The sequence below is a fragment of the Streptomyces sp. NPDC031497 genome (genome assembly GCF_055580905.1).
Map to the genome: position 1 here is coordinate 1 of NZ_JBVIKO010000021.1, position 16,402 is coordinate 16,402.

Consider the following 16,402-nt stretch of genomic DNA (forward strand, 5'->3'; position numbering starts at 1 on the left):
CTCCGGCCGCTGGGTCTCTATCGGCGGCTCCATGAATGTGTCCACGTCGTCCGCGAGCGCTATCACCTCGACCGGGTCCACCCCCCCCCCCCCCCCCCCCCACCTCCCCCCCCCCCCCCCCCCCCCCCCCCCCGAACCCGTTCATCACCGGGACGGCCGGGTCAGTTCCCGTTCCAGCCCGGGACCGTCTGCAACACCTGCTCCGCGACCCGTTCGAGAGCCGTGTCGTCGGGCAGCACGTCGTCCTGCCGCCAGATCGCGACCTCGAACGTGCCCTTGCCGTCGTCCTTCGCGTGCTTCGAGACCAGGAGGCAGCGCGCCGTGCCGCCGGGCCCCGTGGTCGCCTTCCCGCCGCCGAGGTTGAAGCCGATGGAGATGGTCGGGCTGGAGTAGAGGACGGCCGGGTGACCGAGGACGGTCGTCTTGCGTGCGCCGCCCATCAGGTCGCCGACCTCGGCGACGGACAGGTCGTCGTAGGACGCCGACAGCTTCACGGAGTACGTCTTCAGGGTCACCGTGGCGTCGGGCGAAGGGATCTTGGTGCCCCCGGCGAGCGTGATCCAGTCCCCGCTGCCGCTGGCGGTCTCGGCCTGTTCCCGCGGTGTCCCAAGCAGGGCCGGCAGGTCCGGGCGGTTCAGCGCCTTGCACAGGCGTGCGCCCGAGACATAGCGGGCGGGCAGCCGCTCGGTCGACTTCGAGCAGGCCGCCGGTTCACTGCTCGCGTCCTGCGGGTGGACGAACGCCTTCTGAGCCCACAGGACCCCCACCACACCCAGGAACACGGCCACCGCCGCGATCGCCTGAACGACCGGTCTGCCTTCCTTTTCAGGCTCACTGAATCCTTCGGTCATGCCCCCACCCCCACTGTGCGTCCCCTGTGCGCGGTGGAGCCTAACTGATGTTCGCGGTACTGAAGTTCACGGGGATGGCACGGCCCGCTCAGGCTCCTCGGTGGCTGCGGATTCCCCCGGCGGTGTTTGATGGCGGCAGCACGCTCCAGGCCGGAGGAAGCAGAGGTGGACGCGGTGGCCGACGGACGGGTCGTCGAGGCGGGCGGGAACGCCCTGGTGGTGCGTCGCGCACCGCGGGACCGGACGCGGGCGGCGGTGCTGGTCCTGCACGGCGGGCAGGAGAACGGGCGCCGGCCGGCGCGCCCCTGGCAGCCGGCGGCCCTGCGCATGCGTCCCTTCCTGAGCTCCGCCGCGTCGGTCTCCTCGCCCCGCGACGTTCTGGTCGGCCAGGTGCGCTACCGGTACCGCGGCTGGAACGACGCCGCCGACCCGCTCCAGGACACCCTGCGCGCCCTCGACGAGCTGCGTGGCCGGGCGGGGGACGTGTCCGTGGTGCTGGTCGGCCACTCGATGGGCGGCCGGGCGGCGCTGCGCGCGGCGGCCGACCCCGCGGTACGCGGTGTCCTCGCGCTGGCGCCCTGGTGCCCGCCCGCCGACCCCGTGGACGATCTCACCGGGACCCGGATCGTCGTCCTGCACGGCGACCGTGACCGGGTCACCAAGCCCGCCGAGTCGTCCGCGTACGTACGGCAGGCCCGTGCGGCGGGTGCGCAGGCCGGAATGGTGCTGCTCAGGGGCAGCGATCACGCGATGCTCCGCCGCAGCCACGACTGGCACCGGGCCGCGGCCGCCGCCATCCGTCGACTGCTGCGCCCCGAACGTGATCTGGAGGGCTGGACGGCCGAGGCCTGTGGGGCCGATGAGCCGCTTCTGCGTTGACGCGCGCCCTGATAAATTGCGGCGCCCCCACGCGGCATCCACTCCAAGGACGGCTGATGTCGATCACTAAATTCGTCAGGCTTGTCACGTACCTGACAGCACCACTCATGGTTCTCGCCCTGTCCGGCACCGCCCCGGCGACCGCCGCACCACGGTCCGCCGCCCCGGCACCGTCCGCGTCCGCCACCGGCACCTGGCAGCCGCCCCTGTCCACCCGGGGCCGCTACATCGTCGACGCCGCCGGGAACCGCTTCCGCCTGAAGGCCGCCAACTGGGACGGCGCCCAGGGCTCCTGGAACGGCAGCGGCAGCATCACCGACCCCGCCGACCACCACGCCGGCCAGGACTCCTACGGCATCCCCCTGGGCCTGGACCGCGCATCCCTCCCCCAGTTGATGTCGGACTTCCAAGCGCTCGGCATCAACAGCATCCGGCTGCCGTTCTCGAACGAGATGATCCATACGACGACCCCGGTACCGGACGCGGCGGTCACCGCCAATCCGCAGCTGCACGGAAAGACCCCCCTGGAGGTCTACGACGCAGTCGTGGCCGCCCTGACCGGCGCGGGCTTCGCCGTCATCCTCAACAACCACACCAACACCTCCCGCTGGTGCTGCGGCATCGACGGCAACGAGCGGTGGAACAGCAGCCAGTCGACCCAGCAGTGGGCCGACGACTGGGTCTTCATGGCCCGGCACTACGCGGGCAACTCCCGTGTCGTGGGCGCCGACCTCTACAACGAGGTACGCCGCGATGTCCTCAACGACCCCGACTGGGGACTGGGCGACGACCACGACTGGTACGCGGCCGCCCAGCTCGCCGCCGACCGCATCCTCACCGAGGCCGCTCCGAACCTCCTCATCGTCATCGAGGGCATCAACTGGACCGGGCTGCCGGTGGACGGCCTTCCGCACGACCGCCCCACCCTCGCCCCCGTCCGCACCCTCTCCCACACCCTGGTCGACGCTCACAAACTGGTGTACTCCGCACACTTCTACGGCTACACCGGCCCCCACCACAGCGGCGCCACCGGCATCGGCGAGACCAGTGACCCCCGCTACCAGGACCTGACCCGCGACGAGCTGTACCAGGTCCTCGCCGACCAGGCCTTCTTCGTCACCACCGAGGGAAAGCACTACACGGCACCGGTGTGGATCAGCGAGTTCGGCATCGGCGCCGGCGAGACGGGTACGGCCGCCCGCACCTGGTTCGGCAACATCACCGACTACTTCGCCGACCACGACACCGACTTCGCCTACTGGCCGCTGGTCGGCTGGGAGGGCCACGACGACTGGGCACTGCTGCGCTACGACACCGCCGGGCACCGGTCCGGCCTCCTCGACGGCGGCGACTGGCGGGCCACGGCCTGGGATCACCTCGTGAACTCCCCCGGCCGCACCGGCTACATCGAGCCGGGGACGACCTGGCGGATGCTGGCCACGGACCACGGCGACGCGGTCCAGTCCCTGCGGGTACGGGCGGGCGGCGACTGGGACTCGGGCGCCTACAAGGCGGTCTGCCCCGACGGGCTGCGGCTGATCGGCCTCGCCCACTCCGGCGGACGCGGCCTGTGCACCGACGCGACGACGGGCGATCTGCGGGCCACAGGCAACGCCCAGACGGTCGTCACGGACGAGCGGTACGTCCCGGCGGGCGGCGACTGGGCTTCCGGGTACACCAAACTCCAGTGCCCGGCGGGCCAGTTCGCGATCGGCTACAGCCGTCGCGGGGAGCGGGTGTCGACGCTGCTGTGCGCGCCCGCGCGCGCCGCGTTGAGCGCGAGCGGCCGCACGGTGTGGTTCGACCGGTCCGACAACCGCCCCGCGGACGGGGCGGGCGACGACTTCGCCTCCGGCGCCTACAAGGGCCAGTGCGCCGTCGGCGAGTACATCGCCGGAGTCGCGTTCACGACCCGGGTGGGCAGCACGCCCGGGCCCGCCGCCGTGCTGTGCGCGCCGGCGCCGTCCTGACCCCGTCCGTCACCGGCCCGCCGCCACCCGGGTGACGGCGGGCCGGCCGCGCACGTCCCAGAAGTCGTCCTCGTACTCCGACGGGTGCTCCCCGGCGTCCGCCGGCGCAGCCGCAGCGATCCAGACGACCACCACGGGCCGGTCGTCGAGATGTTTTCCGCTCCGGCGCCTGGCCGGCTCGGTGCTGCCGCCCCCATCCGACTCCTCGTCTTCGGCTTGGTGACCGGCCCTTCGCCGTTCGGTCGCCGCACGGCCCTTCGACAAGGGGCTGTGCGACGAATCGGCGCGGCCCCGTCCGCTCAGGGCACGCGCGCCAGTCCGCCGCCCGGGGCCGGTACCGCCAGGTCGTCGTGGTGTGCCGGAGAGTCGGGGTGCTCGGCGGTGGCCGTGAGGACGGACTGCTGGAGGCGGCGCAGTCGTGCCGAGGGTTCCAGGCCGAGGTCCCTGACGAGGAGGGTGCGCAACTGCTGGTAGACGTGGAGCGCCTCGCCGCGCCGGCCCGAGCGGTAGAGGGCGAGCATGAACTGGGCGTGCAGGTTCTCGTGGGTGCGGTAGCGGCTGGTCAGGACGGTGAGTTCGGCGAGCAGTTCGCGGTGCCGGCCGAGCCGTAGGTCGGCCTCGATGCGCTGGTCCAGGGCGCACAGCCGGCTCTCCTCCAGCCGCCGCGCCTCCATGGCGAGATGGGCTCCGGTGTGCACGTCGGCGAAGGGCGGCCCGGTCCACAGGTCCAGCGCCTGGCGAAGGGTACGGGAGGCGTCCGCGAAGTTCTCGTCGTCCATGGCCCGGCAGCCCAGTTCGCGGAGCCGCTCGAACTCCTGGATGTCGCTGCGGCCGCCTCCGGTCGCGAGCAGGTAGCCGCCGGGCAGGGTGGTGAGGATGTCCTTCGCGGAGGGCGCGTCCGCACCATCGCAACCGGCGCTCCGGCGCAGTGCCGTCGCGATGAGTTCCCTGAGCTGGAGCACATAGGTCTGCAGAGTGGTGCGGGCGCTGCGCGGTGGGGCGCCCGCCCAGAGTTCCTCGACGAGGGTGGGGACGGGGACCATCTGTCCGGCGCGGAGCGCCAGCAGGGCCAGCACCTGGCGGGGCTTCGGCGCGGTCGGGGCGATGGAGACCCCGTTCTCCCGCACGTTCAGTGCGCCCAGCAGCCCGATGTCCACACGCGTCTCCCTGTTCCTCTCACCTGACACACCGCCAGTAGAAAACAGCACAAGCGGTCTGTCAACAGACCACCCGTCAGCCTGCTTCCAGTTGACGGCCGCAGGGTGCCACACCTCCCGCTGGAAACGCCGAAGTAGCAGCTCCACGCCGTCTTGCCAACGGCCGCCGGAGCGGGACGGCGCCGGCCGGACGGTTCGGACCGAGCTGAGTGCCGTAAAGGTCCAGACCGGATAACAGCCTGAACGAAGCCATTCGGTCGGTTACTTGACCGCGGATCAGGTCGGCACCAGGAGACGGCCCGCGGGCGCTCGCCCAGCACCGTGCCACGCGTCCGCACCTCGGGACACCTGTTGGCACGGAGCACGACCAGTCCGTACGCGGACCAGCGGTCCGAACTGCCTTCGACGCCCCGGGCGGTGGGCGAAACCCGGTGACCGCCGTCGCCGTCCGGTCCTGTCGGATCGGTGATCATCGGCGGCCGTCCGCCGCACGTCAATGACATGATCGAGCCCGCTTGTCGTATGATTCGACCAAGTTTTGGCCAACGTGCGTAGATATCGTTTCCGGGATCCGCCCCATGGGAGAGACTCACCCGCGGAGGGGGGACGAGCACGGCCGAGTCACGCCGGGCGTGCCATCCCGCAGTGTCGCGTCGCCCAGGGGAAGGCGGCGAGCAGACCAGCGGAGGGATCCATGACGGAGTCGCTTCCGGGGCAGCACCCTGCCCAGGAGCAGGCGTTCGCCGGGCACGGACGGCCACCGGTCGTCGTGATCGGCGCCGGGCCGTACGGACTGTCGGTGGCCGCCCACTTACGGGCGGCGGGGGCACCGGTCCGCGTCTTCGGTGATGTGATGGGCAGTTGGCGGCATGCCATGGCCACCGGAATGTTCCTGAAATCGACGCCGGCCGCCACCGATCTGTCGGCACCGGAGCCGGGCGGCCGGCTGGCGGACTTCCGGCGTGAGCACGGTGAGCCGGAGCTGACCGAGCTGACCCCGATCCCGTGCGACGTCTTCGTACGGTACGGGCAGTGGTTCCAGAAGCGGTACGTCGGCGAGGTGGAGTCGGCCCGGGTGACGGCGGTCGAGCGGCCCGGGTCCGGAGCGGGCTTCGTGGTCCGGGCGGACGACGGACAGGAGACGGCGGCCTCGGCCGTCGTGGTGGCGACCGGTCTGAACGGACTCGCCCATGTGCCGGACGAGTTGCGGCACCTCACGCCTGAGGGGCCAGGCCCCCGGGCGCCGGTGTCGCACACCAGCCAGCACACCGATCTGTCCGCGTACGCGGGCCGGCGGGTGGCGGTCGTCGGCGGTGGCCAGTCCGCGCTGGAGAGTGCCGCGCTGCTGCACGAGGCGGGCGCCGAGGTGCAGGTCCTGGTGCGCGAGCGGAAGGTGTTGTGGGGCATGACCCCGGACCTGGCCCGACCCTGGGTTCAGCGGCTGACCAAGCCGGCCTCGCCGCTGGGCACCGGCTGGATCCTGGCCGGGGTCTGCGCGGCACCGGGCGGCGTGCGATGGTTTCCGGCACCCGCGCGGCTGCTGCTGTTCCGGCGGGCGCTCGGCCCCTCGGGCGGCTGGTGGCTGCGGGAGCGGGTGGTGGGCGTCGTTCCGGTGCATACCTCGCGCCGGGTCGCCGGTGCCGTGCTGTCCGGGCCGGTGGTACGCCTGGATGTCGCCGGTCCCGGGGGCGAGCGCGAGTCCCTCACCGTCGACCACGTGCTGGCGGCCACCGGTTACCGGCTGGACCTGGACGCGCTGCCCTTCCTCTCCCCCACGGTGCGCCGCGACGTGGCGTGCGTGCCGGGTTCGAGGGCTCCCGCACTGCGGGGGACGTTCGAGTCGTCGGTGCCGGGTCTGTACTTCACGGGCTCGCTCGCGGCGCCGATGTTCGGGCCGATGATGCGGTTCGTGGCGGGCACGGAGTTCGCGGCCGTCCGGATCGCCCGGCACATCGGCAGCTCCTGAGCAGCGGAATTCGGTTGCGGCGGGGCCGGTGAGCCCGGTGAGCTGGTTCCATGGACGGTGCCGTGGAGCAGCCGCGACGGGCGCGGGCGGGCGGCGACCGCCCGCGGGCGCGGCGACCGGCCCGGTGGCACGGGCCGGCGCTGCTCGGCGCCCTGATGCTGGCCGCGTTCACCTTCAACACCGCCGAGAACCTGCCGGTCGGCCTCCTGGAGGTGATCTCCGCGGGTCTTCGGGTGTCGCTGCCGGTGGGCATGCTCGGCCTGTACTCGGTCGGCGGCCGTCCGGTCGCGGCGGTGGTGTCTTCGGTCCTGATGGGCGGTGCGCTCGGTCCGGTGTTCATGGCCGCCCAGAACGCGATGCTGCACTGCGCCCCGGGCCGCACGGACATGGCTCTCGCGGCGAACTCCGGCTTCTACAACGCCGGTATCGCGGCGGGTGCCGCGCTCGGCGGGCTGATTCTGCCGTCGGCCGGGATACGGGCCGTGTTCCTGGCGGGCGGGCTGCTGACCGCCGGGGCCTGCGCGGTGCTGCTCGGCGGCAGGCTGCCGCGTGCTGGACGCGCGGTCAGCCGACCTGGGTGAGCGGGCCTGCGGCATCGGGCGCCGGTGTGTCGTCCTCGGTGGCCGCCAGGACGGACTGGCGCACCTTGCCCAGCACGGCCGAGGGTTCCAGGCCGAAGTCGCGTACGAGGGTGGTGCGCAGGCGCTGGTAGGCGGCGAGGGCCTCGCTGCGGCGGCCCGAGCGGTGCAGGGCGAGCATGAGCTGGCCGCACAGGCTCTCGTGGGTGGGGTGCCGGCTGACCAGCACGGTGAGTTCGGCGATCAGCTCGCGGTGCCGGCCCAGCCGCAGATCGGCCTCGATGCGCCGGTCCAGGGCGCACAGCCGGCTCTCCTCCAGCCCCCTGATCTCCGCGCGCAGACAGTCTCCGGCGGGGACGTCGGCCAGGGCCGGACCGGTCCACAGGTCGAGCGCCGTACGCAGCAGCCGGGCGGCCTCGCGATGGTCCCCCGCGTCCGCCGCCCGGTACCCGCTCCCAGCGAGCCGCTCGAACTCCCGGACGTCACTGGTGCCTTCACCGCTGTCGAGCAGATAGCCGCCGGGTACGGTGCGCAGCACCTGTTTCGCGGTACGTCCGTCCGCGCCGCCGCCCGTCCCCGCCGACGCTCCGGCGATGAGTTCGCGCAGGTGCATGACGTACGTCTGCAGGGTGGGGCGCGCACTGCGCGGTGGCCGTTGCCCCCAGAGTTCCTCAGTGAGCGTCGCGACGGTCACGGCCCGGTCGGCGTGCAGGGCGAGAAGGGCGAGCACCTGACGCGGCTTGGGCGCGGTCGGGGTGATGGAGACGCCCATCTCGCGCACGTCGAGCGTGCCGAGTATGCCGATGTCCACGCCGTCCCCCTGCCCGTCCGCCACTCGGGTGCTCCGAGGCGAGTCCCGGGCACCCGAGTCAAAAACGGCATGGCCGGTTTGTCAAACCGAACACCCTCGACTTTGTCGGCTCTTGACTCGGAGTCAGGAGTCGGACAGCGCGGCGCCCGCGAACTCGCTGTCGTGCGCGGCCAGTTGGGGAAGCACCAGTGACCAGAACTGCTCGACGTGCTGTGGTGAGATCCGGTCACGGTCCGCCGCGCCGAGCACCTCGAACCCGACCGTCGCGGCGACTATCACCGCGGCGACCCGGTCCGGCGCCACGCCCTCGGCCAGCTCCCCTTGCTGCTGGGCCCGCACCAGTTGTTCGCACACCCAGGTACGCCACCAGCAGCCGAAGCCCATGCCGTTCTTGCGGGAGGGGTCGACGCTCAGTTTGAACCCCGCGCGAACGACGACATCGGTGGCGACCGCGACCAGCAGTTCCCGGGTGACCGCGATCAGCAGGTGCAGCGCGGAGGCGGCCGACGGGCGCCGGTCGGCGACCATGTGCTCGATGGTCCGCCGGGCCGCGCCCTCCACCTCGACCGCGAGGGCGTCCTTGCTGGGAAAGTGGAAGTGCAGCGCTCCGGCGCTCACTCCGGCCCGCCGGCTGATCGCGGGCAGCGAGGACATCGCATAGCCGTCCTCCGCGAAGATCTCGGCTGCGGCATGAACGAGGGCCTGGCGGGTTCGGGCCGCCCGGAGCTGCTTGACCATCGCGTCCCCCTGTTGATCCGGGCGAATCCAGAATTGGACGGTCCGATTCCCCCTGGGCCTGCAACATTGCGATTCGAGAACCCTAGCAAACAGCATGGCTGGTAGGTTTGTCAGCGCTCTGAGGGTGGACGGAGGACCCCGGCGGCCCTCCCGCATCATCGGGAGCACGGCGCTCCCCGCACAACAAACCGGCGAGGTGGTTTGGTCCGGGGCGGGTCAGGCCTCGGTGGCCACCAGCGCTTCCCGTTCCTGTCGCCGACGCTCGACTTCCTCGACGACCCGGGCGCCACGGTCGGGCGCGGTGTCCAGCCGGATCAGGGCCGCGGGAGTGGCTATGGCCGGCAGGACGTGGTTGTAGAGGACGGAGATACGGTCGTTGAGATCCGTCCAGTCGGAGACGACCTCGGACATGAACTGGGTCCCGATCCAGGCCCCGAGGAAGCACTCCGCGGTCTCCTGGGGCGTGACGTGCGGCAGTACCTCGCCGCGTTCCTTGGCCTCCACCAGTTTCTCGGTCACCACCTCGGTCCAGGCGGGCCAGGCACTGCCGAACAGCGAACGCCCCTGAAGGTCCGCCGACAGCCGTATACCGGCGAGCAGGATGACCTCCTTGGGGATGCGGTGGGCCAGCGTCATGCCGATGTCCACCCACTCCTGGAGCTTCAGCTCGCGCGGTACCCAGTAGTCGTCGCTGATCTGGGCGTTGATCACGCCCCGCGCGAGGGCTTCCTTGGAGTCGAAGTGGAAGTACAGGGCCCCCTTGGTCACTCCGGCCCGCTCAAGGATCTCGGCGATCGTGGCCGCCGTGTATCCGCGCTCGGCGAAGACCGCGGCGGCGGCCTCGACAACAGCACGGCGGGTCCGAATCGCACGCTCCTGACGCGCCATGGGGACCCCTCCTCGGTCAAAACAAAACCGGACGTGACGTACCTTACCCCAATCGGGGGCCGGTATTTCGGCCGCACAGGGCCGATTCCCGGCCGGTCCCGCGGCGGCGCCGGAGCGTCGGCGCGGGACTCGTCGGGCAGTTCACCAGGCGGTGCGCCCGCCGTCCACGGTAAGTGTGGCACCCGTGACGAAGCTCGCTCTGTCGCTGCACAGCCAGGCGGCGGCCTCCGCGACCTCCTCGGGGTCGGCGGCGCGTGCCTGCGGGGCGGAGCGGTAGGCCCGTGCCTCGTTCTCGGGCGACTTGGCGAACCAGTCGTCGATCATCTCGGAGCGGGTCAGGCCCGGGGCGATGGCGTTCACACGGATGTGGTGCGGGGCGTACTCGACGGCGGCGGCCTTGGTCAGTCCGATCACCGCGTGCTTGGAGGCGATGTAGGGCGCGGCCGTCGAGGAGGCGACCAGGCCGCCCACGCTGCTGGTGTTGACGATCGAGCCGCCCCCGGACTCCAGCATGGCCGTGATCTCGTGGCGCAGGCAGTTCCACACGCCCCGCACGTTGGTCTCGGTGACCCGCTCGTAGTCGGCGTCGTCGATGAGGTGCATCGGGGTCTTCGGCAGCGCGACGCCCGCGTTGTTGAAGGCGGCGTCGAGGCGGCCGTAGCGCTCGACGGCGAACTCGACGGTCCGGCGCACCGCTTCGCCGTCGCGTACGTCCAGGGTGCGGTGGCTCGCCTCGGCGCCCTCGGCGCGCAGCTCGTCGGCGAGGGCGCGCAGCTTGTCCTCGCGGCGGGCGGTCAGGACGACGGTGGCGCCCTGCCGGGCGAAGACCCGGGCGGCGGCCGCGCCGATACCGCTGCTGGCGCCGGTGATGAGCGCGACCCGGCCGGCCAGCGCGGCTCCTTCCGCTGCGGTCACTTGGCCACCTCCGAGGCGGTGGAGAGGGAGTCGGCATCATGCCAGAAGATGTCGAGCCCGGCCTCCCGGTCGAGGGTGCGCAGGCGGTGTTCGTCGATCTCGGCGAGGCCGCCGACCAGGTGCCGGACGCCGAGTTCGCGCATCAGCTCGCGCTGGAAGCCGTGCTCGAAGGTGCTGGGGTGCCCGACGAACGGCACGTCCAGTTCCTTGGCGTGGCCGGCGAAACGGGCCACGTCGTCGATGAAGAGGACCTGGTGGCGGTCGAGGCCGAAGTGGTCCTCGGCTATCTCCCGGATGCCGGGTCGGAAGTCGTTGGTGCAGATGTAGTGCGGGGCGGTGAACAGCTGCTCCCAGGCGCCGAGATGGCGGCGGAAGTGGTCCTCGTCGAGGCCGCCGTAGCAGACGACGTCCAGACCCAGGGCGCGCAGCCGGTGCAGGAGTTCCTCGGCGCCGTCGAGCGTGCGGACGGGGTGGGTGCGCAGGTAGTGCTCGCGTTCGGCGAAGTAGTCGGTGATGGCCTCCTGCTCGCTCACGTCGGCGCCGGTCTCCTCCAGCAGCACCCGGGCGGCGGCGAGCCGGGACTGGGAGAAGAGCCGCTGTTCCAGCTCCCGGGTGTACGTACCGCCGTACTTGAGGACGAGGCGGTGCAGGACGGGGCTGAAGCTGTCGTTGAGCAGGACGCCGTCGATGTTGACGGCGGCGAGGCGCAGGGTGCGCAGTGGTTCCATCGGGTCTCCCTCTCGCGGGCCGTTCGACCATCATGCAGTGACTGTCGGGACCGGGGCGGCTCGGGTGCCTCGGCGGACGGTGAACTCCCCCGGGAGATGGCCGAAAGAGACCGCTGGACAGGTTTTGCCGGAGGCGAGCCGGGCTCGTCACCCACCCATAACCGGCCGTCGAGATCTGCCAGTTAGTCCGTTTTTCGCCGTGCCTTCAGCTTGATTGAGCGCGAAAATACTTGGCCAAACCACCACTGAGCGGAGTCATGCATGGATGGAGTCCAACCACGCTTGGCGAATCCTTTACCTTGTGGCCGACCCGAGAAAACCGGTAGGTCCGTATCTTATAGGCGTCGAACAGAGCTTCAGCCAGCGAAGAGCTTTCCGACGGGGGGTTGTCGATGAGCCTGTCCGCCAGCGAGATCGGAGTCGGTCTGCCCGCACTGCCCCGGCTGACCACCACGGTTCCCAAGGAGTACGTCCACCGGGCGTCCCTGGCCGAGGTGTTCCTCAGTGGGTGTACCGCGCAGGACGACGGGCTGCGGTTCTCCCTCACCGGACAGTGGCCACGGGCCCACACCTTCTTCAACAGCGCCGACGGTTCGAGTCACGATCCGCTGCAGGCCGCGGAGACGTTTCGGCAGGCCGGCATGTTCGTGACGCACGCCGAACACGGCGTACCGCTCGGGCATCACTTCGTCCTGTGGTCGCTCAGCTGCCACACCGATCTGACGCAGCTGCGGATCGGCTCCCGGCCGACCGACTTCGAGCTGGAGGTGACGTGCCCGGACACCGCGCCGCGCGGCAGGGCGTCCGCGCGCCGGATGGGCATAGGGTTCGCGCTGCGCCGGGACGGCCGGCCCGTGGCCCACGGAGACGGGCTGTACTCCATCGTCACGCCGTCCGTCTACGCGCGTCTGCGGGCCAACCGGCCCGCGAAGCAGGCGACTTCGGCGGAGCCGACGGTCGGGGCCGACCCGATGCCACCGTCCGCCGTGGGCCGCACCTCCCCCGCCGACGTGGTGCTGACGCCCACGGACAGGCCCGGCCGGTGGCTGCTGACCCCGGACCTGGCCCATCCGATCCTGTTCGACCACGGCGGTGACCACCTGCCCGGCATGGTCCTGCTGGAGGGTGCCCGCCAGGCCGCCTGCGCCCGACTGGCACCTCGCGCGCTGATACCGGCGAGCACCTCCACGACGTTCGACCGCTACGTCGAGCTCGACAGCCCGTGCTGGGTGGAGGTGACCGGGGTGACCCCTGGGGGTGACGGCACGGTGACCGTGCAGGTCGTCGGCCGGCAGGGCGGCGAGACCGTCTTCACCTCCACCGTGCACGGACCCGTCGCCGGCTGAAGGCGCCGCGAAACGGCCGCCGCCGGGCCCCGGTTCGGGACCCGGCGGCGGCCGTCGGGCTCGTCAGTGCCGGTGACCGAGGGCGCCCCGGTCGTCGGCGTCCCGGCGGTGGCCGAGGGCGTTGCGGTCATCGGCCTCCCGGCGGTGGCCAGGGACGTGCCGCTCGTCGGCGTCCCGCCGGTGACCGAGGGCGTGGCGGTCGTCGGCGTCCCGGCGGTGGTGCAGACCCCACGAGGCGGAGTCGACGTAACGTCCGTGGTCGTTGCGCAGGGTGGCGGTGTCGGCGCCGTGGTTCCAGACGGACTGGCGGCGGTCCTGGTACAGGTCCGTCAGGCTGTCCCGGCCCTGCCCGGTGTGGACCCGGACCGTGGTGCGGCCGGCCAGCCGGTAGTGACGGAAGGTGTAGCTGTTACCGTCGGCGTCCGACAGCGTCCAGCCGCTCAGGTTCACGTCCCGGCGGGCGGTGTTGGTGACGTCCACCCACTCCCGGTTCAGGGCACGGCCGGAGAAGACCGCACGCCCCTGCAGGTCGTGCTGGACGGCGCTGATGACGACCGCGTCGCGGGGCGGATTCGCGGGGTGCGTGGCGGCGGCCGCGGCGGCGGGCAGCGCCACCGCGCCCACCAGGACGGCCGCCACGGCGGTGACGGAACCGAGACGACGGGCGGTCGCGAAGACGGATACGGACACGAGGTCCCCCTTTACGGGGTTCGGGCACACCCCGACGCGTGCGGTGCGAAGCCGCGGTTCACGAGGGAGCGTGTGGTGCGAGGCGACGGCCGGGCGGCCGCGCAGCCACACCTTGCAACCGGGCGGCGGGACAGGCGCGGCGCGCACCACGCCCGTTACCGATCTTTCGCGCGGCTATGACCCTCGACTGTAATGTCCATTTATTTATTGAATGCACCATTTTGATCCGCCGCGAGGCCCGACCGCCGTGCAGGGAGCGGGTTCATGGCGCCTCTCCGGCCCCACCCGCACCCCGGCAAACAGGGTCCTCTCACCCGAAAGTGAGTAACAGTCAGCGGCCGGTCGGACCGCCGACAGAAGTTGATCTTCTGGTCGTCATATGGAATTCCCCGATTGGTCGGCCGCGACAGGGGCGCGGGGAAAGCGTTTGCCACTACGTTTTGGGTTGCCTTTTTTGGCATGCTCACACCCTCTCGGCGCACACCTCCCCGTAGGAGACACCCCCATGCGCAGACTTGTCGCCTGTCTGGCGGCCGCGGTTGCCGCCCTCGGCGGGCTCACGGCGACGGCCACTCCGGCCGCGGCGGCCGGCTCGGGCACGTTCAGTGTGCTCACGTACAACGTCGCCGGACTTCCGGAGTCGCTGTCGAGCGCATCCACACCGCGCGACACCAGCACCACCGAGATCGGCCGGCGGATCGCGCCGTACGACATCGTCAACGTCCAGGAGGACTTCAACTACCACGCGTACCTGTACTCGACGGACACCCATCCGTACCGCACCGCGACCAGCGGCGGCGCGGGTATCGGCAGCGGGCTGAACACCGTCTCCGACTACGCCTGGGACGGCGACGACTTCGAGCGCGTCGGCTGGAACTCCTGCCAGCTCGACTCGGGTGACTGCCTGACCCCCAAGGGCTTCACCTTCATGCGCGAGCGCCTCGCCGAGGGCGTCTACGTCGACTTCTACAACCTGCACACCAACGCGGGTACGAACGACGGCGACGAGGCCTCCCGGGCCGACAACCTCAGCCAGCTGACATCGTTCATCAGCACCCACTCGGCCGGGAACGCCGTCGTGGTCATGGGTGACACCAACACCCGCTACACCCGCACCGCCGACACCATCGCGGAGTTCGCCTCCGCCAACGGGCTGACCGACGCCTGGGTCAAGCTGATCCGCGGCGGCAGCGCACCGGCCAAGGGCAGCGACACCCTGCTCTGCGACCAGACCGGGGCCACCGTGCCCAACACGTGCGAGGTCGTCGACAAGGTCCTGTACCGCAGCAGCAAGCTGGTCACCCTCAACGCGACCTCGTACAACAACGAGCACGCCAAGTTCCTCAACGACGACGGTCTGATGCTCTCCGACCACGACCCGATCACGGTCGGCTTCTCCTGGTCGCAGAACCCGGACTTCCAGCTCAGCGACCAGTTCGGCGGTCCGCACGGCGACTACTACCAGGACCTTCCGAGCGTCCCGGCCGCCGCCCGCGCCACCAGCATCTCGCTGCGCTCCGGCTCCCGCGTCGACCAGGTCGGCATCACCCTGGGCAACGGCACCACGCTGACCCACGGCGGCACCGGCGGCACGGCGTCCTCGCTGACGCTGGGCAGCGGCGAGTACGTGACCACGGCGTACCTGTGCGAGGCCAAGTACAACAACACCACCCGCATCTTCTACGCCAAGTTCACCACCAACCTGGGCAACACCCTCGCCGGTGGTACGACGACCTCGGACTGCGTGACCCGCACCGCGCCGACGGGCTGGCAGATCGCCGGCTTCCACGGCCGCTCCGGTGACGAGCTCGACAAGGTCGGCTTCATCTACACCAAGCGCTGACCACGCCCCTACGGCCGGCGAACGTCACGAACGCTTCGCCGGCCGTACGGAGCAGCCGTACGGGACCGTCTGCTGGTCGGCAGGCTCGGTCCGACCAACGCCCGTGGCATGCCCCGGCGCGCGTGCCCGTACCACAGCGGGCCAGACCGTCTCCATCGCCCCGGGGTCGGCGTCGTAGGCCCCATCGGCCAGAAGGGCGAGCCGCGCGTACTCAGCCGCCGGCGCGGTCCTGGCGATGCGGGCGACCCTGAAACGTACGGCGGCTTCGGGGTCGTGCAGCCACTGCTTCACCCGGCCGGGGAGCCTGGCAGCCGGGGCGCGAAGGGCGAGGGTCACCGCCGCCTCCGCCGGGCAGGCACGCGCGAGCGCGTGTGGCTCGGCTGCTTCGGCCGCGAGCAGCAGGTCGAGATCGGCCGTCCACTCGACGGACGCGTCACCCACCAGGGCCGCGGCCATGGACCGTACTTCCGGGTCGCGGTCCGCCGACGAGGGGCGGACGACGTCGAGGCCCGGGGCCAGGAGCTCCGCCACGGCGGTCTCCCGGCCGCCCCAGACGTCATACCGCCAGGGCAATGAGGGTCGCCGCCCTCGTCTCAGGGCGCGAAGTCCGGGTCCTCCAGATCCACTGTGAGCGTGTTGCCCAGGCTGTTGGTGAACGTGGCCAGAGATCCGTCGACGGAAACCTGTTCGAAGGGGTTGGAGTCGCTGAGGAACACCAGCCACACGACGTCGTGGTCCTTGTCGAACCGGGCGAAGAACCCGTCGGCGCCCAAGGCCCCCTCGCCGCAGCCGACGTACCCGGAACCATCCTGCAGTGCCGCGACGCGGTCGGGAGGCGCCCCAACCTGGGTGACATGATCCGGACTCGCCGCCAGCAACGCGTCGAGGTCGAGTGGTTCTCCGAGTTCGAACCAGGACAGTTCGTCGCCGTCCACCTGCGCGCTGCGAGCCGACCCGTCGGCGCGGTACAGGCCGTCCCACGCCGGCGCCTTGCCGCTCCGCCACAGCTCGACGATGGTGGTGGGGTTCGCTGTTCTCACCT

The 16,402-nt window shown here is 71.2% G+C and carries 16 protein-coding genes and 1 pseudogene; 6 read left to right on the forward strand and 11 right to left on the reverse strand.

Annotated elements, in window-relative coordinates; translation table 11 throughout:
- Positions 1 to 161: 161 nt before the first annotated feature.
- Positions 162 to 851: a DUF6215 domain-containing protein gene (locus ACZ5K7_RS34540; RefSeq protein ID WP_468919754.1), complete on the reverse strand. Its 690-nt coding sequence runs from the start codon at positions 849 to 851 to the stop codon at positions 162 to 164.
- 129 nt (positions 852 to 980) lie between these two features.
- Here ACZ5K7_RS34540 and ACZ5K7_RS34545 point away from each other — a divergent pair, with 129 nt between their 5' ends.
- Together ACZ5K7_RS34545 and ACZ5K7_RS34550 are read left to right on the forward strand one after the other, a co-directional pair.
- Positions 981 to 1,730, forward strand: a complete 750-nt coding sequence (locus ACZ5K7_RS34545) for an alpha/beta fold hydrolase (RefSeq protein WP_468919757.1) — start codon at positions 981 to 983, stop codon at positions 1,728 to 1,730.
- 107 nt (positions 1,731 to 1,837) lie between these two features.
- The gene (locus ACZ5K7_RS34550; RefSeq protein WP_468920004.1) at positions 1,838 to 3,700 is read left to right on the forward strand and encodes a glycoside hydrolase family 5 protein; all 1,863 of its coding nucleotides are present in this window, start codon (positions 1,838 to 1,840) and stop codon (positions 3,698 to 3,700) included.
- A gap of 9 nt (positions 3,701 to 3,709) precedes the next feature.
- On the opposite strand, the gene ACZ5K7_RS34555 is transcribed toward ACZ5K7_RS34550, so the two are convergent.
- Both ACZ5K7_RS34555 and ACZ5K7_RS34560 read right to left on the reverse strand, forming a co-directional pair.
- Positions 3,710 to 3,835 (reverse strand): hypothetical protein, encoded by a 126-nt coding sequence (locus ACZ5K7_RS34555; protein ID WP_351702152.1) that lies wholly within the window; start codon positions 3,833 to 3,835, stop codon positions 3,710 to 3,712.
- 164 nt (positions 3,836 to 3,999) lie between these two features.
- The gene (locus tag ACZ5K7_RS34560) at positions 4,000 to 4,857 is read right to left on the reverse strand and encodes an AfsR/SARP family transcriptional regulator (RefSeq protein WP_468919760.1); all 858 of its coding nucleotides are present in this window, start codon (positions 4,855 to 4,857) and stop codon (positions 4,000 to 4,002) included.
- A gap of 694 nt (positions 4,858 to 5,551) precedes the next feature.
- On the opposite strand from ACZ5K7_RS34560, the gene ACZ5K7_RS34565 reads away from it, so the two are divergent.
- Both ACZ5K7_RS34565 and ACZ5K7_RS34570 read left to right on the forward strand, forming a co-directional pair.
- Positions 5,552 to 6,823 carry an FAD-dependent oxidoreductase gene (locus tag ACZ5K7_RS34565; RefSeq protein ID WP_351702158.1) on the forward strand — a complete coding sequence of 424 codons (1,272 nt, stop codon included), beginning with the start codon at positions 5,552 to 5,554 and terminating at the stop codon, positions 6,821 to 6,823.
- Positions 6,824 to 7,068: 245 nt separating this feature from the next.
- A pseudogene (locus ACZ5K7_RS34570) lies at positions 7,069 to 7,404 on the forward strand (MFS transporter); the annotation flags it as partial.
- Here ACZ5K7_RS34570 and ACZ5K7_RS34575 read toward each other — a convergent pair.
- The 5 genes from ACZ5K7_RS34575 to ACZ5K7_RS34595 all read right to left on the reverse strand — a co-directional run bounded on the left by ACZ5K7_RS34575 (position 7,388) and on the right by ACZ5K7_RS34595 (position 11,481).
- On the reverse strand, positions 7,388 to 8,212 hold the full coding sequence (locus tag ACZ5K7_RS34575; protein WP_468919764.1) for an AfsR/SARP family transcriptional regulator: 825 nt from the start codon (positions 8,210 to 8,212) through the stop codon (positions 7,388 to 7,390). The pseudogene ACZ5K7_RS34570 and the gene ACZ5K7_RS34575 overlap by 17 nt on opposite strands.
- Positions 8,213 to 8,335: 123 nt before the next feature.
- Complete coding sequence (locus tag ACZ5K7_RS34580) at positions 8,336 to 8,950, reverse strand: ScbR family autoregulator-binding transcription factor (protein ID WP_468919767.1); 615 nt, start codon at positions 8,948 to 8,950, stop codon at positions 8,336 to 8,338.
- Positions 8,951 to 9,166: 216 nt separating this feature from the next.
- Positions 9,167 to 9,838, reverse strand: coding sequence for a ScbR family autoregulator-binding transcription factor (locus tag ACZ5K7_RS34585; protein WP_351702167.1), 672 nt, complete (start codon positions 9,836 to 9,838; stop codon positions 9,167 to 9,169).
- A 141-nt stretch (positions 9,839 to 9,979) separates the two neighbouring features.
- On the reverse strand, positions 9,980 to 10,753 hold the full coding sequence (locus ACZ5K7_RS34590; protein WP_468919771.1) for an SDR family NAD(P)-dependent oxidoreductase: 774 nt from the start codon (positions 10,751 to 10,753) through the stop codon (positions 9,980 to 9,982).
- On the reverse strand, positions 10,750 to 11,481 hold the full coding sequence (locus ACZ5K7_RS34595) for an HAD family phosphatase (RefSeq protein WP_468919774.1): 732 nt from the start codon (positions 11,479 to 11,481) through the stop codon (positions 10,750 to 10,752). Before ACZ5K7_RS34595 ends, ACZ5K7_RS34590 begins: the two co-directional genes overlap by 4 nt.
- Positions 11,482 to 11,873: 392 nt before the next feature.
- On the opposite strand from ACZ5K7_RS34595, the gene ACZ5K7_RS34600 reads away from it, so the two are divergent.
- Positions 11,874 to 12,827 carry a ScbA/BarX family gamma-butyrolactone biosynthesis protein gene (locus ACZ5K7_RS34600; protein WP_351702176.1) on the forward strand — a complete coding sequence of 318 codons (954 nt, stop codon included), beginning with the start codon at positions 11,874 to 11,876 and terminating at the stop codon, positions 12,825 to 12,827.
- Positions 12,828 to 12,890: 63 nt separating this feature from the next.
- Here ACZ5K7_RS34600 and ACZ5K7_RS34605 read toward each other — a convergent pair whose 3' ends face one another.
- Entirely contained in the window at positions 12,891 to 13,517 is a 627-nt protein-coding gene (locus ACZ5K7_RS34605) for a lamin tail domain-containing protein (RefSeq protein WP_468919778.1), read from the reverse strand.
- A 505-nt stretch (positions 13,518 to 14,022) separates the two neighbouring features.
- Here ACZ5K7_RS34605 and ACZ5K7_RS34610 point away from each other — a divergent pair.
- On the forward strand, positions 14,023 to 15,360 hold the full coding sequence (locus ACZ5K7_RS34610) for a jacalin-like lectin (protein ID WP_468919780.1): 1,338 nt from the start codon (positions 14,023 to 14,025) through the stop codon (positions 15,358 to 15,360).
- Between the two features lie 24 nt (positions 15,361 to 15,384).
- Here the strand turns inward: ACZ5K7_RS34610 and ACZ5K7_RS34615 are convergent, their stop codons facing one another.
- Together ACZ5K7_RS34615 and ACZ5K7_RS34620 are read right to left on the reverse strand one after the other, a co-directional pair.
- A complete protein-coding gene (locus ACZ5K7_RS34615) occupies positions 15,385 to 15,891 on the reverse strand; it encodes a hypothetical protein (protein WP_468919782.1) in 507 nt (168 codons plus the stop codon).
- 62 nt (positions 15,892 to 15,953) lie between these two features.
- A complete protein-coding gene (locus ACZ5K7_RS34620) occupies positions 15,954 to 16,400 on the reverse strand; it encodes a hypothetical protein (RefSeq protein WP_351702185.1) in 447 nt (148 codons plus the stop codon).
- Between the last annotated feature and the right edge of the window lie 2 nt (positions 16,401 to 16,402).

Bases quoted from the DNA above. Each gene is read 5' to 3' on its own strand.
- ACZ5K7_RS34540 (WP_468919754.1), bottom strand. From the start codon at position 851: ATGACCGAAGGATTCAGTGAGCCTGAAAAGGAAGGCAGACCGGTCGTT.
- ACZ5K7_RS34545 (WP_468919757.1), top strand. From the start codon at position 981: ATGGCGGCAGCACGCTCCAGGCCGGAGGAAGCAGAGGTGGACGCGGTG.
- ACZ5K7_RS34550 (WP_468920004.1), top strand. From the start codon at position 1,838: ATGGTTCTCGCCCTGTCCGGCACCGCCCCGGCGACCGCCGCACCACGG.
- ACZ5K7_RS34565 (WP_351702158.1), top strand. From the start codon at position 5,552: ATGACGGAGTCGCTTCCGGGGCAGCACCCTGCCCAGGAGCAGGCGTTC.
- ACZ5K7_RS34580 (WP_468919767.1), bottom strand. From the start codon at position 8,950: ATGGTCAAGCAGCTCCGGGCGGCCCGAACCCGCCAGGCCCTCGTTCAT.
- ACZ5K7_RS34585 (WP_351702167.1), bottom strand. From the start codon at position 9,838: ATGGCGCGTCAGGAGCGTGCGATTCGGACCCGCCGTGCTGTTGTCGAG.
- ACZ5K7_RS34595 (WP_468919774.1), bottom strand. From the start codon at position 11,481: ATGGAACCACTGCGCACCCTGCGCCTCGCCGCCGTCAACATCGACGGC.
- ACZ5K7_RS34600 (WP_351702176.1), top strand. From the start codon at position 11,874: ATGAGCCTGTCCGCCAGCGAGATCGGAGTCGGTCTGCCCGCACTGCCC.
- ACZ5K7_RS34610 (WP_468919780.1), top strand. From the start codon at position 14,023: ATGCGCAGACTTGTCGCCTGTCTGGCGGCCGCGGTTGCCGCCCTCGGC.